Annotated in this window: 11 protein-coding genes and 2 tRNA genes; 6 read left to right on the forward strand and 7 right to left on the reverse strand. The window is 70.9% G+C overall.

The window, feature by feature from the left end:
* Positions 1–64: 64 nt before the first annotated feature.
* Positions 65–1144 carry a MerR family transcriptional regulator gene (locus tag JI751_RS05890; RefSeq protein WP_201934714.1) on the forward strand — a complete coding sequence of 360 codons (1080 nt, stop codon included), beginning with the start codon at positions 65–67 and terminating at the stop codon, positions 1142–1144.
* 105 nt (positions 1145–1249) lie between these two features.
* On the opposite strand, the gene JI751_RS05895 is transcribed toward JI751_RS05890, so the two are convergent.
* The 3 genes from JI751_RS05895 to orn form a co-directional block, all read right to left on the reverse strand.
* A complete protein-coding gene (locus JI751_RS05895) occupies positions 1250–5563 on the reverse strand; it encodes an IPT/TIG domain-containing protein (protein WP_201934716.1) in 4314 nt (1437 codons plus the stop codon).
* A gap of 313 nt (positions 5564–5876) precedes the next feature.
* Positions 5877–5952 (reverse strand) — tRNA-His (locus tag JI751_RS05900).
* A 60-nt stretch (positions 5953–6012) separates the two neighbouring features.
* Positions 6013–6669, reverse strand: a complete 657-nt coding sequence (gene orn, locus JI751_RS05905; RefSeq protein WP_201934717.1) for an oligoribonuclease — start codon at positions 6667–6669, stop codon at positions 6013–6015.
* A 95-nt stretch (positions 6670–6764) separates the two neighbouring features.
* Between orn and JI751_RS05910 the strand changes: the two genes are divergently transcribed.
* From JI751_RS05910 to JI751_RS05920, 3 genes are read left to right on the forward strand one after another with little or no spacing between them, the layout of a single operon-like run.
* Positions 6765–7346, forward strand: coding sequence for a MauE/DoxX family redox-associated membrane protein (locus JI751_RS05910; RefSeq protein WP_307813886.1), 582 nt, complete (start codon positions 6765–6767; stop codon positions 7344–7346).
* Positions 7312–8091 carry a DsbA family protein gene (locus JI751_RS05915; RefSeq protein WP_201934718.1) on the forward strand — a complete coding sequence of 260 codons (780 nt, stop codon included), beginning with the start codon at positions 7312–7314 and terminating at the stop codon, positions 8089–8091. The genes JI751_RS05910 and JI751_RS05915 overlap by 35 nt, the downstream gene beginning before the upstream one ends.
* 13 nt (positions 8092–8104) lie before the next feature.
* Positions 8105–9151 carry an adenosine deaminase gene (locus JI751_RS05920; protein WP_201934719.1) on the forward strand — a complete coding sequence of 349 codons (1047 nt, stop codon included), beginning with the start codon at positions 8105–8107 and terminating at the stop codon, positions 9149–9151.
* 357 nt (positions 9152–9508) lie between these two features.
* Here JI751_RS05920 and JI751_RS05925 read toward each other — a convergent pair.
* From JI751_RS05925 to JI751_RS22060, 3 genes are all read right to left on the reverse strand, one after another.
* Positions 9509–9581: transfer RNA gene (locus JI751_RS05925), tRNA-Arg, on the reverse strand.
* An 86-nt stretch (positions 9582–9667) separates the two neighbouring features.
* Positions 9668–11071 carry a dicarboxylate/amino acid:cation symporter gene (locus tag JI751_RS05930; RefSeq protein WP_201934721.1) on the reverse strand — a complete coding sequence of 468 codons (1404 nt, stop codon included), beginning with the start codon at positions 11069–11071 and terminating at the stop codon, positions 9668–9670.
* Positions 11072–11145: 74 nt separating this feature from the next.
* Positions 11146–11298: a putative leader peptide gene (locus JI751_RS22060; protein ID WP_372440552.1), complete on the reverse strand. Its 153-nt coding sequence runs from the start codon at positions 11296–11298 to the stop codon at positions 11146–11148.
* Between the two features lie 31 nt (positions 11299–11329).
* On the opposite strand from JI751_RS22060, the gene JI751_RS05935 reads away from it, so the two are divergent.
* Both JI751_RS05935 and JI751_RS05940 read left to right on the forward strand, forming a co-directional pair.
* Positions 11330–11944 carry a hypothetical protein gene (locus JI751_RS05935; RefSeq protein WP_201934723.1) on the forward strand — a complete coding sequence of 205 codons (615 nt, stop codon included), beginning with the start codon at positions 11330–11332 and terminating at the stop codon, positions 11942–11944.
* Positions 11941–12561 (forward strand): hypothetical protein, encoded by a 621-nt coding sequence (locus JI751_RS05940; RefSeq protein WP_201934725.1) that lies wholly within the window; start codon positions 11941–11943, stop codon positions 12559–12561. The genes JI751_RS05935 and JI751_RS05940 overlap by 4 nt, the downstream gene beginning before the upstream one ends.
* Before the next feature lie 2 nt (positions 12562–12563).
* Here the strand turns inward: JI751_RS05940 and JI751_RS05945 are convergent, their stop codons facing one another.
* Complete coding sequence (locus JI751_RS05945) at positions 12564–13676, reverse strand: methyltransferase domain-containing protein (protein ID WP_307813888.1); 1113 nt, start codon at positions 13674–13676, stop codon at positions 12564–12566.
* Between the last annotated feature and the right edge of the window lie 2 nt (positions 13677–13678).

The following is a 13678-nucleotide window of genomic DNA, read 5'->3' on the forward strand; positions in this document are numbered from 1 at the left end:
CCCTGGGACAGGCCGGACGGTCGTCCCACCGGCGACACCAGGTCCCGGTCACGAGAGGACGACGATGCTGACGATCGGCGAGTTCGCGCGGGCGACCGGCCTGACGGCCAAGGCGCTGCGGTTGTACGACGACCTGGGGCTGCTGGCCCCCGCGGACGTGGACGCACACACCGGCTACCGGCGCTACACGCCGGACCAGGTCGACCGGGCCAGGCTGGTCGCCCGGCTGCGGTCGGCGGGCGTGCCGCTGAAGCGGATCGCCACGATCGTCGAGCTGGACGACCGCGAGGCCGCAGCGGCCGAGCTGCTGTCCTACTGGCGCCAGGTCGAGGCCGACACCGCCTCGGCCCGCCAGGTCGTCGCCACCCTCGTGTCACAGATGAGAGGACACGACCCCACCATGGACAACAGGATCGAACCCATCACGACCCACGCCCCCTCCGTCCGCTCGGCGCACCGCGCCGGCCGGGGCGGGCGGTCCCTCGACCTCGACCGCGTCTACCCCCGCGAGCACCGCGTCGCCGCCCAGGTCACCGGCCAGCGGCTCTTCGCGGTGGCAGACGGCTACGGCGACGACGGCGCGGCCGACACCGCCCTCGACGCCCTCGCGGCACTCGACGACGCCGAGGCCCACACCGACCCGCTCGGTGCCCTCGACGAGGCGGTCGGTCGGGCCGCCGAGGCGGTGGCCGGCCGGTCCGCCGACGCGGGCGGCACGACCCTCACCGCGCTGCTGCTCGCGGGCGACCGCGCCCTCGTCGCCCACGTCGGGGACTCGCGGGCGTACGTCGTCCGCGACGGCGGACTGGAGCGGCTGACCCGCGACCACACGGTCGTCCAGTCCCTCATCGACGAGGGCAGGCTGACCGACGACGAGGCGCGCTCCGACCCGGACCGCAACCTGCTCAACCGCGCCCTGGCGCCGGGATCGCCCACTGCGCCGGACCTGTCGGTGCGCTCGTCGCTGCCGGGCGACCGGTTCGTCCTCACCACGGACGGGGTGCACAGCGTCCTCGAGCCGCGCCACCTCGCCGAGGTGCTGCTGACGCCGGGCACGCCCGACGACGTGGCTGCCGCGGTCGAGGCCGCGGTCCTCGCGGCCGGGGCGCCGGACAACTACGGCGTCGTGGTGGTGGACGTCTGACCCGAGTGACCGCGGGGGACACGTGTCCGAGCGGTTGCCCTCGATTCGGCGGCGCGAGGGCGACATCTCGGACACGTGCGGCGAGCGGCCGACCAAGGCCGACCGCTAGGAGGACGTGGCCGCGCACCCCTCGTCCAGGCACCACGGGTCGGTCCGGACGTTCCCGGTGACCTGTCCCGGAGCAGGTCCGGTCGCGGACCCCCACCAGTTCCCCGAGGCGTCGACCAGCTCGGCGACATGGCTGACGACGTTCGCCCCGGACAGCGAGCGGAAGCGGTTGCCGTGCAGCTCCAGGGTGGCTGCACCGACAGTGACGTAGGTGCCATCGAAGGTGCTACCGCGGATGCGCGAGGTGCCGTACGCGCCCACGGCAGGCAGGTTGCCCGACGAGATCGCGTTGCTGAAGGTCGAATCCTCCACCACGAGGTCGCCCGCGTAGGAGACGACGGACATCTGCCACCCGGCGCCCTCGTGGACGAGGTGGCGCAGCCGGACGGTGCTCGCCTCGGAGCCGACGACGAACTGCTGGGCGCCACTGGCGCGAGCGTGGTCGAGCAGGAGGGATCCGTCACTGGCGACGGAGAGCCCGCGCCACGAGTCCGAGGCCCACGAGTCCGAGAAGCGGTTGACGTCCGCACCGGCCGCCGACAGCGTGGGGGCGAACACGACAGGTGCGCTGGCGGTCCCTGCAGTGACCAACGTCCCGGCCACGTCCATCCCCTGGTTCCGCGTGGTCTTCACGATGGCGCCCGGCCCGAGCGTGAGCGTCGCGCCCGGCAGGATCCGGAGGCCGTAGGTCAGGAAGTAGGTCCGGCCGCCGGGCCACGTGATGTCCGTGTCGACCACGTTGCCGTACGACGACAGTGTCAGCGGCACGGACGAGCCGTCTGCATACCGCACGTCGAGCGCCGAGCCCGCGGCCGCAGCGCTGACGTAGAGGGGCAGCGAGATCTGCTCGGAGAACACGACGTCCTGAAGGACCGCGTCGGCAGCCATGACCTCGATGGTGGTCCCGACGAATGAGCTACGTCGGACGGTTCCGCCGCCCGAGAGCCACAGCGCCCGCATGCCGTAGACCGAGGAGAAGGTGCTGTCGTCGATGGTCAGCAGGTCCGAGTGGTTGATCAGGGCTCCCTGGGACGACGTGGTGGTCTCCCAGGTCACGTGCGAGAGCTCGGCGGTGACTCCGTCGTGGACCACGATGGCATCAGCGGTGTCACGCAGCACGGTGTGACGCAGGACCAGGCTCGGGAGGCGGTCCTCCCAGGGTTGGAGCCCGATCCCGCGCCACTGGGCCCCGTTGGTGTACGGGTCCGTGGTGCTGGCATCGGCGCCGACGGAGTCGTCGTTCAGGCTCGTGATGACGACCGGACGGTCAGCGGTCCCCAAGGACCGCAGGGCGCCGCGGACGTTGAAGGTCATGCCGCCGCGGTAGGCGGTGCTGCCCTTCACCACCGTCCCCGGGGCGAGGGTGAGTGCGACGTCCTGCATCACCAGCAGGTCCCAGACGCGGTACGTCACCCCGGCACGCCACGTGACGTCGCGATAGAGGGTGCCGGTGACGTCGACCACCAGGTCATCGCCTGTTGCCGTGAGGTTGTCGCTGAACAGCGCGCCGGAGCCGTCGCCCTCGGCGCGCACCCCCGACGGCACTGCGGTGAAACGGTTGCCTGTGAGCACGGCATCGGAGCTGCGCACCATGACCTGGCCGCCGGCGAACTGGCTGTTGCGCACGGTCCACCTCCCGCCCACGTTCGTCTGCCGGAGCCTGCTCCGCGAGACGGTCCCGGAGCCGTGGTTGACCGCGAAGAGGCCTGCGGTCGGGTCCATCACCACGCGGTCGATGTTGCCGATGCCGCCGCCGGCCTCGAACCCGGCACCCTGCGTGAAGACGACGTCGTTCATCGTCACCGTTCCGCCGTACGACGTCAGGCCGACGTAGCGCAGCTCGGTGGATCGGATCACCACGACGCCGCTCTCGCTGACGTTGATCGGCGCCCAGCCGGCGGGGTAGGTCGGGCTGCCGTCGGTGTCACCGTCGAGCGAGTCGTCACCGATGCGGCTGATCACCACCCTTGGCGCGCCGTCCTGCCCGACCCTGACCAGACCTCCGTTGACCACCAGGCAGCTGACCGCGTCCCACCAGATCGTCCAGTTGCAGTGCCCCATCTTCAGGTGGGCGCCCGGCTCGACCGTCAGGGTCACGCCTTCCGGCACGATGAGGGGCTTGCTGAACAGGTAGCGCCCGCCGGACTGGAGGGTGATGTCCTGGTTGAGCGTGTAGTAGTCGCCGTTCCCGGTGATCGAGCCGATGGGGAAGGGGGAGTCCGACCACGCCGGTGTCACGGAGGTGTACGACGCCGTGGGGTTGTCACCGACCATGGGGTCGAGAACGATCTCGGTGTCGGGGTCGCCCGCCGTCGGCAGGCACGTCCGCTCGTCGGTGAAGGGGTGGATGAATGGTGCCAGCAGCGGCTGTTTCCACGTGCCGACGAAGTAGTCCAGCTTGGCTCCGACCTCGAACTCTAGGCCGGACTCGAGCGCCACGCAGAATTCCGGGACCGCCGCCTCGTAGGTCGCCTTCACCTCGGCGTAGGCGCCGGAGACCGTGTAGAGGCCGACGAAGCCCTTATAGAGCAGAGAGGTGTCGAACCCGACCCGCGTGCGGACGCCGACCGTGGCGCTTCCCTCGATCGTGGCGGGCGAGGAGCGGAAGTCCTTGACGATCCGTGCCGGTGCGCCACCACTCTTCTCGATGCCGACAAGGAGGGTCGCCGTCTTGGTGATGACCGCCTTGCCCTCGACGGAGAACTTCACGGACAGGTCCGGGCTCAGGGTCAGGAACATGTCGCCCACCGGGATGCGCTTGGTCGCCTTGGCGACCAGCGACGGCTTGAGGGCGCACTTCGCCTTGGCGGCGAAGTTGGCCACGATGCGCAGGGTCGGGGTGCCACTCACCGTCGCGCGGTAGCGCTGGTCGGCCTGGTCGCTGCGGTCGAGCAGGTCGACAGTGAGATCGGCGATGGTGAAGTTGACCTGCACGCGGCCCTCGGTCTCGGGCATGTCGATGTAGCGCTCGTTGGGGGTGCCCGCATCGACGAGCTTCTGGCAGTCGATCCACGACCGTCGCACTGACAGCACCGACTGGGTGGTTCCTGTGGCACGTGCAGCCGACTCACCACCTTCCGCAGCGTCACCGACGACTGCCGTGGTGGAGAAGTCGCGCGATGCCAGTACGTCGTCGAGCGGCGTCTGCTCGAGCTCGAGCACGGCGCGACCGTCGTCGTCCATGCGCGCTCCTGCCACTCGGGCGGCCAGGCCCGTCGGGTAGTCCGCGTGCCCTGGGTGCACGTACACGCGGGTGCCGGAGGGGAGCTCTGCACCGGCAGTGAGGGTCACGTCGAAGTCGCCATTGGTGTAGGCGTCGATCGACACGATGTCGGCAGGCAGGAGCTCGACCGTCCCGTCTTCTGGGACGATCTCGTCCGTCTCGGGCAGCGCGGCCGCGACGTACTCGTAGGTCCCGACCACCTGGTCGGCGCGTCCGGAGAACGATGCTCTCACGGCGACCGGCCCGGGCAGCCGGGCCGGTGGCCTGACCTCGAGAGATCGCGCGGTGCGGCTGACGATCTCGGCCGGCACGCCGTCGAACTGGACGGCGGTCACAGTTCCGAGCGCCCAGCCGGTCACAGTGACGGTCGACTCACCGGTCGAGGGACCAGTCGTCGGCGTCAGGTCGGTGACGATCGAGGTCTCGGTGAGGGTGATGGACGTCGGGACGCTGCGCGCGGAGGTGTTGCCGGCCCTGTCGTGGGCGAGCACGGCGAACCACCAGGTCTGCCCCGGCTCGACCTCCACGGTCGCGCTGGTCGTACCTGTGGCCACCCTCGTCAGCTCGGACCACGGTCCGCCGGGCGAGGTCGCCCCCTGGACGGAGACGTCGAGCACGTCGTCGGCGAGCGACGGCGTCCAGGACAGGGTCACCGACGCCCCCTCAGCGGTGCTGATGACCCCCGTGGGCGCGTCCGGTGGGGTCGTGTCCGGCGGCGTGACGGTCGGCTCGACGGTGGGCGTCGGGGTGGGTGTCGGGGTGGGTGTCGGGGTGGGTGTCGGGGTGGGTGTCGGGGTGGGTGTCGGGGTGGGCGCGATCACGACGATGCGGGCGGCACGCGTCGTTGCCTTCGTGGCCGGATGCGGGCCACTCGCCACTCGTGGAGCAACGACGGCGTACTCCCAGCGGCCCGGCGTCGCCGGTGCCTTCGTCGCGAAGCGGTAGGCGCCGGTGCGCTTCGTGGCGCCGCGTGCGGCGCGCTTCCACGTCGAACCCCCGACTGCGCGCACCATGAGCTGTACAGGTCGGGTGCGCTTGGTCGACAGGCGGCCCGAGACCGCGATGGCGGCTCCGGGAGCGGGACGCACCGGGCGTACCGTCGGGGCAGCTTCCGCGCGACGCTCGGCGCTTGATGAGAGAGCGGCACCCGTCTGCCTCAGAGGAGTGGTGCCGTGCGCGGCCGCACTGATGAGCGTCAGCAGCACGACCAGGACAGCGATTGGTGGGCCGAACCAGCCGCTCGTCGTCGCGCGCGATGGTGTCAACGTGTCCTCCGGAGGTAGGCGCGCGGGTGCGGCGCAGCCGGACCGTAACCCGGGGAGCGAGTGCTTCGTGACCGTTTTCGGTGACGACCACAAAATCGCTCGAGGCCCTGACCTGACGGTCAGGGCCTCGCGCTGTTGGGGTGAGTAACGGGACTTGAACCCGCGACATCCGCCACCACAAGGCGGCGCTCTACCAGCTGAGCTATACCCACCATGTCTGCTCGCCCGGCATGGTTTCCCAGTCGGCGAGGACGACGTGAAGTGTAGGGCAATCAGGCGCCGGAGCTGGAATCCGGTCCGCCATCAGGGCCACCCTCGAGCCCCAGGCCGGTCAGCTGCCCGCCGTGGCGCGCCGCGATCTCCTTGGCGTGGGCGCTGTCCGGTCCGGGGTGGGGCACGAAGACGGCCTCCCGGTAGTAGCGCAGCTCCTCGATGCTCTCCTGGATGTCGGCCAGCGCGCGGTGGTTGCCGCGCTTGGTCGGAGCGGCGAAGTAGGCGCGGGGGTACCACCGGCGCGAGAGCTCCTTGATGGAGGAGACGTCGACGATCCGGTAGTGGAGGAAGGACTCGAGGGCCTGCATGTCGCGCGCGAGGAACGCCCGGTCGGTCGCGACCGTGTTGCCGGCGAGAGGCGGCCGGCTGCCCTCGGCGCAGTGCTCGTGGATGTAGGCCAGCACCTGCTCCTCGGCGTCCGCGAGGGTCGTACCGCCGTCGAGCTCGTCGAGCAGGCCGGACTTCTCGTGCATGCTGCGCACGAACTCGACCATCTGGTCCAGCGACTCCTGCGACGGCTTGATGATCACGTCGATGCCCTCGCCGAGGACGTTGAGCTCGAAGTCCGTGACGAGCGCAGCGACCTCGATCAGCGCGTCGGCGCCGAGGTCGAGTCCGGTCATCTCGCAGTCGATCCACACCAGTCTGTCGCTCACGACCGGCAACCCTACTCACCGCCGACCCAGGCTCGCCCCGTGCCACCTGTCGGCCTCTCAGGCACGACTCAGGCTCACCTCATAGCCTTCGGGGTGTGAGCCGGGGTGTCAGCGAGGGTGTGAAGGACTGGATCGGCCTCGTCGCGCGCCTGGTGACCGGTGGCGTGTGGATCGTGGCCGGCGCCCTCAAGCTGCCGCACCCCGCCGACAGCGTGCGCGCCGTGCGGGCGTACGACCTCCTCCCGGAGGCGGTCGTCCCCGCAGTGGGGCACCTGCTCCCGGTCCTGGAGGTCGTGATCGGGCTCTGCCTGGTCGTCGGCGTCCTGGTCCGCGGTACGTCGATCGTCTCGGCGCTGCTCTTCGTCGCGTTCATCATCGGCATCTCGAGCGCCTGGGCGCGCGGCCTGTCGATCGACTGCGGCTGCTTCGGCGGCGGGGGCCAGATCCCCGACGCCGCGGCGAAGTACCCCGGCGAGATCGCCAGGGACATCGGACTCCTGGCCCTGTCGGCGTGGCTGGTCGTCCGGCCACGCTCACGGCTGGCGCTCGACACCGTCCTGTTCCCTGTCGGCACCGACCACGACCCCGACCACGACCCTGACCACGACCCCGACACTGATCCCGAAGACGAAGGAAGCCTCGATGGCGCAGAAGAAGACCTCGCACAGGACCGCTGAGGAGAAGGCCGCCAACGCGGCCAAGCGCGACGCCCGGCGGGCCCGGACCGAGCGCGCCCGCGCACAGGCCGAGGAGCGCCGCAAGGCCGCCAAGCGCAAGGAGCAGCTGACCCGCTACGGGCTGGTCGCCGGTGTGCTGGTGCTGATCGTCGGCGGGTACTTCCTGATCACCAACCTCGGGTCCGACAAGCCGGACACCGCGCCCACCGGGGCGAGCGGCAACTACGGCCTGGTGGTCGGCGACGCGAACGCCCCGAAGTCGGTCGTGGTCTACGAGGACTTCCTCTGCCCGTTCTGCGGCCAGCTCGAGGCGACGGTGCGCGACCAGCTCGACGCCGCGGTCGAGGCCGGCGAGGTCAAGGTCGAGTACCGCCCGCTCAACTTCCTCGCCCGGCTGGGTGACTACTCGGCCGAGTCCACCAACGCCTTCGCCGTCGTGCTCGACACCTCCGGCCCGGAGGTCGCGAAGGAGTTCCACGACCTGCTGTTCGACAACCAGCCCGCGGAGGAGGGCCCGTTCCCCAGCACGGACGACCTCGTCGACCTGGCTGTCGAGGCCGGCGCGACCGAGGCGGACGTACGCCCCGGGATCGAGGACATGCAGTTCGAGGGCTGGATCGACGCCGCCGACGACGCAGCCTCCAAGGCCGGCATCAACTCGACCCCGTCGGTGCTCGTGGACGGCGAGAAGATCGAGGGCGAGGGCCTCACGATCGCGGATATCGCCCAGCAGATGGTCGGCTGACACACTTCCGGGCGTGAACCTCCAGCCCTTCATCGCCGGCCTGCCGAAGGCCGAGCTGCACGTCCACCACGTCGGGTCGGCGTCGCCGCGGATCGTCTCCGAGCTCGCGGCGCGCCACCCCGGCGCGGGGGTGCCCAGGGACCTCGACGGCCTCAAGCGGTTCTTCACGTTCCGCGACTTCGCGCACTTCATCGTCGTCTACCTCGCGGTCGTCGACCTGATCCGCACGCCGGAGGACATCCGGCTGCTGACCTACGAGGTCGCGCGCGAGATGGCCGAGGGACAGAACCTCCGCTACGCCGAGCTCACCTGCACGCCGTACACCTCCGTCGTGCGGGGCCTCGCGATCGAGGCCTACACCGAGGCCATCGAGGATGCGCGCGTCGCGGCGGAGCGCGACTTCGGGCTGGTGCTGCGCTGGATCTACGACATCCCGGGCGAGTCCGGCATCCCCGCCGCCGACGCGACCCTGGAGTACGCGCTCGCGCACCGCACCGACGCCCTGGTCGGCTTCGGCCTGGGCGGGCCGGAGATCGGCGTGCCGCGGGCGCAGTTCCAGGAGCACTTCGACCAGGCCCGTGCCGCCGGTCTGCACTCGGTCCCGCACGCCGGCGAGACCACCGGGCCGGAGACGATCTGGGAGTCGCTGCGGCTGCTGGGTGCCGAGCGCATCGGCCACGGCTGCTCGGCCGCACAGGACCCCGAGCTGCTGGCGCACCTCGCCGGGACCGGCGTCGTGCTCGAGGTCTGCCCGACGTCCAACGTCGCGACCCGCGCGGTCGACCGGATCGAGGACCACCCGCTGCGGACCTTCGTGGACGCCGGGGTGAGCGTCACGATCAACTCCGACGACCCCCCGATGTTCTCGACGTCCCTCAACCACGACTACGAGGTGGCCGCCGGACTGCTCGACCTCGATGAGGCCGGCGTCGCCGACCTGGCCCGTGCGGCGGTGGCCGGGTCCTTCGCGCCGGACGACGTGAAGACCCGGATCGGGGCCGAGATCGACGACTACGAGGCCGCTGCACGGCGTGTCTCGACGGACACGCCGCAGCCCTGAGAAATCCACCCTTGCGAGGGCTTGTGGCGCTCGTCACGTGAGGGGTAGAACGGGGGTGTCGGAAGGACTTCGGTCCGGAAGACACCGAGACCCCGGCAACTCATACTTGCCGGGGTTTCACCTATTTCGGCCCTCGGTCGTGATCCGGCCGGGAAATGTATTCGGCCCCGCAACCTCATACGTGGCGGGGCCTGACCACATCCTCATGTCTCGCCGCGCACGGAGCGGGGAGGTGGCCCCGCGTGTCGCGAGGCCTCCCGAGATGTGGCGGTCACCGGATATCCGGTGACCGCAACGACTGTGCGGTGATCCTGGTGCGGCAGCCGCACCGGGATCACCGCACAGTGAGAAGGACAGCGCCCCCGGCAGGACTCGAACCTGCAACCCACGGATTAGAAGGCCGTTGCGCTATCCATTGCGCCACGGGGGCCGGCGGGAGCCAGTATCCCAGCGAGGCCGGACGCGCGACGAGCCGGCGGTCAGGACCGCCGGCTCGTCACACGTCGTCGGGGTCGGTCAGGCGGTGGACCCGACCGGCTGCTGAGCCACGACGTCGGTCGTCGCGTCCTGGCGCCAGGCCGTACGCCCGCGCGGGGCGTCGTAGGTCGGCAGGTCGAGGATGCCCTCGCGCTTGGCGACGATCGTCGGGACGAGCGCCTGGCCCGCGACGTTGACCGCGGTGCGGCCCATGTCGAGGATCGGGTCGATCGCGAGCAGCAGGCCGACGCCCTCGAGGGGCAGGCCGAGGGTCGACAGGGTGAGCGTCAGCATGACGGTCGCGCCGGTGACGCCGGCGGTCGCGGCCGAGCCGATGACGGAGACGAACGCGATCAGCACGTAGTCGGTGATCGAGAGGTCCACGCCGAAGAACTGCGCCACGAAGATCGCCGAGATGGCGGGGTAGATCGACGCGCAGCCGTCCATCTTGGTGGTCGCGCCGAGCGGCACGGCGAAGGAGGCGTACGACCGCGGGACGCCGAGGTTGCGCTCGGTGACCGACTCGGTGACGGGCATCGTGCCGACCGACGAGCGGGACACGAAGGCCAGCGAGATCGCGGGCCACGCGCCGGAGAAGAACTGCTTCACCGACAGGCCGTTGAGGCGCAGCAGGACCGGGTAGACGCCGAGCAGCACGATCAGCAGGCCCGCGTAGATCGCGATGGTGAAGGTGCCGAGGGAGCTGAGCGCGTCCCAGCCATAGCTGGCGACCGCGTTGCCGAGCAGGCCGACGGTCGCGATCGGGGCGAGCAGGATGATCCACCAGAGGATCTTCTGCACCACGGCCAGCGCCGAGCGGACGAACGTCAGGAAGGCATCGGCGGCCTCGCCCACCTTGAGCGTGGCGATGCCGACGGCGATCGCGATGACCAGGATCTGCAGGACGTTGAACGAGAACCCGACCGAGCCGTCACCGTTGTCGTAGCCCTCGAGCCCGAGCACGTTGGCGGGCACCAGGCCGGTGAGGAAGTCGAGCCACGAGCCGCTGGAGGACGGAGCCGACGCGGCGTCCGCGCTCACGCTGGTGTGGTCGCCGGGCTGGAGCACCAGGCCGAGGACCATGCCGATCGACACCGCGATCAGCGCGGTGATGGCGAACCACATGAGCGTCTTCCACGCCAGGCGGGCCGCGTTGGTGACCTCGCGGAGGTTGGCGATCGAGGCGACGATCGCGAGGAAGACGAGCGGAGGTACGACCGCGCGCAGCAGCGTCACGAACGTGCCACCGACCGTGCTGAGGGTCTCGGTGAGCCAGTTGGGGTCGACCTCGCCGGTGGAGGCGTCGACGCCGTCCGCGCCCATGCTGCGGGCGACCAGGCCGAGGGCCACGCCGAGGACCAGGCCGATCAGGACCTGGACGCCGAACGAGGGGAGCCGGAAGCGGCGGGTGTGCTGCTCCGGCTCAGTAACAGAAGTATTCATACTGAAAAGATAACCTTTTGAAACGGCGCCTCGTCAAAGCAAGGACGCCGGTGACGTACGAGTGGAGCCTGGGGTCAGTCGACGGCGCGGGAGGGCCGACAGAGCGCGCTCCCGGTGCGCAGGAGGTCGACGGCGCGCCGCTGCGTCAGCAGGTCTCCGACAGTCGTGGGGGCAGTCACACTGGCGCAACCGACATGGCCGGCGAGGGATTCCGTGCTTCGAGTCACACGTCAGGCCTCGCCTGACTAGCATGCGCGCATGTCTCCTCGTCCCGGCCTTCGGCTGCTCGCCGTCGTCCTTCCCCTCGCGCTCCTCGCGCCCGCGGCTGCGCACGCCGAGAAGGTCGTGACCGAGGACGCGGTCGGGGACGTCGTGACCCTCGGGCCGACCGAGCCCGGCGAGGACGATCTCGCCAACCTCGTGCCGGCGCCCGACAACACCACCACTGACGTCGTCCGCACCACGGTCGACCACACCGGCTCGCGCCTGCGGATCCGGATCGACCTGCGCGAGCTCGGCGACGCCAGGCTCTACTTCGCGGGTGTGAGGGTGCGGACTCCCCGCGGGACCTACGAGGTCGAGATCGACGACCTGGGACGGAAGCCGAAGCCCGAGCTGACCCGCAGGGGCGCCGTCGAGTGCTCGCGGTTGCGTGCCGACGCCGATGCCGCGACCGCCCGCGTGGTCGTCACGATCCCGACGACATGCCTCGAGGACCCGCGATGGGTGCAGGTCGGCGTCGGCGTCGCCTCGGGCGAGATGATGACCAACGCCGACGGTGCCGAGGAGATCGTCGTGCACGGTGACGACGCCCACCGCGCCGGCGACATCCGCAATCGCATCGCACTCGGCCCGAAGGTGCGTCGCGGGTGACGAACCGACGGGGGCTCCGCCTGCTTGCCCTCGGCCTCCCGCTCGCCCTCCTCGCGCCCGCTGCGGCACACGCCGAGACGGTCGTGACGGACGACACGGTGGGCGACGTGGTCAAGGCCAACTGGGAACAGCGTGACCTGAGCGAACCGGCGATGGTGCCGGCGCCCGACGAGGTCTCGACCGACATCGTCCGCACCGTCGTCGCTCACGGCACGAGGCGGCTGAGCCTGACGGTCCGCTTCCGGGAGATCGCCCGTGTCAACGACCAGAGCACGTTCGCCCGCATCCGGACGTCGGACCGGGGAGCGTTCGACCTCGGACTGGACAAGGAGCGGGGCTCGCGCGCGACCGTTTCCCTGGGTACGCCACAGGGCGACGTGGACTGCCAGGGGCTGCGCGGGGCCATCGATCGCGGCGCTGACCGCGTCGTGTTCTCCGTGCCGACCACCTGCCTCGGCGACCCGCGGTGGGTCCGGCTCGGAGTGGGCGCCACCGGCGTCTCCTGGCCGCCGGAGGGCCAGGACCAGATGAACTTCGACCTCTTCGCCGACATCGCGGGGCGCCCGACGTTCGCCAACGAGCCCCCGGTCCTCGGTCCCAGGGTCCACCGCGGCTGACGTCACCGGCGCGACAGCAGCACGATCACCTCGTAGTGGGTGGTGTGCGGGAACATGTCGAGCACCCGCGCCTCGACCGGTCGCAGTGACGGCATCAGCGCGAGGTCGCGCGCCAGGGACTCGGCGTTGCACGAGGAGTACACGAGGTGGTCCGCGCCCGACGTCTCCAGCCAGCCCGCGAGGTCGGCCCCGATCCCGCGCCGCGGCGGGTTGACGACCACGAGGTCTGGCAGGCCGCCCGAGTGGGGAGGGTCCTCGTGAGATGACGAGGGCGATCCTCCCCGTTGTCCCCCGGCCAGCGCGTACGCCGTCGCGTCGCCCGCGACGAACGATGCCGCCACCCCCAGCTCGGCCGCCGTCGACGTGGCCGCGTCGATCGCGTCGGCCGACACCTCCACACCGAGGACCTCCCGCCCGGGGCCCGCGAGGTGGAGGGCGAAGCCGCCGACGCCGCAGTAGAGGTCCCAGATCGTGCGGACGTCGAGCCCCTCGACCCAGGTGCGCGCCTGGTTGTAGAGCGCCTCGGCGACGAAGGTGTTGGTCTGGAAGAACGACCTCGGGCCGAGCCGCAACGTCACGCCCGTCGCCAGCCGCATCGGCAGCACCGTCGACTCCGTCAGCACGATCTCGCGGTCGCCCTCGAGCACGGCCTTGTGCTCGGGCTGGACGTTGAGGGTCACCACGCGCAGCTCCGGCACCGCCCCCAGGAGCGCCGGGAGCCGCGACCGCACCCGCGCCTCCAGGGCGGTCGAGCGCACCACCAGCCGCAGCATCAGCTCGCCGGCGGGCGACTCGGTCAGCAGGACGTGCTTGAGCTCGCCGGCGCGCGCCGCGACGTCGTACGGCGTCAGGGCGGCGCTGCTGATCCAGGAGGCGATGCGGTCGAGGGCCGACGTGAGGCCGGGGGAGTGCAGGCCGCAGTCACGCAGGTCGACGCCGGCGAGGTCGCGGTCGAGGATCCCCAGCGTCGGGGCCTCGACGGTCCCGCCGACGGCCATCTTGGCCTTGTTGCGGAAGCCCGCCTCGTCGCCCGCGACCGTTGGCAGCCACACCGGGGAGTCGACGAGGGAGCGGGCGTGCGCCTCCTTGTCGGAGAGCTGACGTGCACGCGGCACCT

The sequence above is a fragment of the Nocardioides baculatus genome, from assembly GCF_016735675.1.
In the GTDB taxonomy this organism is placed as follows: Bacteria; Actinomycetota; Actinomycetes; order Propionibacteriales; family Nocardioidaceae; genus Nocardioides; species Nocardioides baculatus.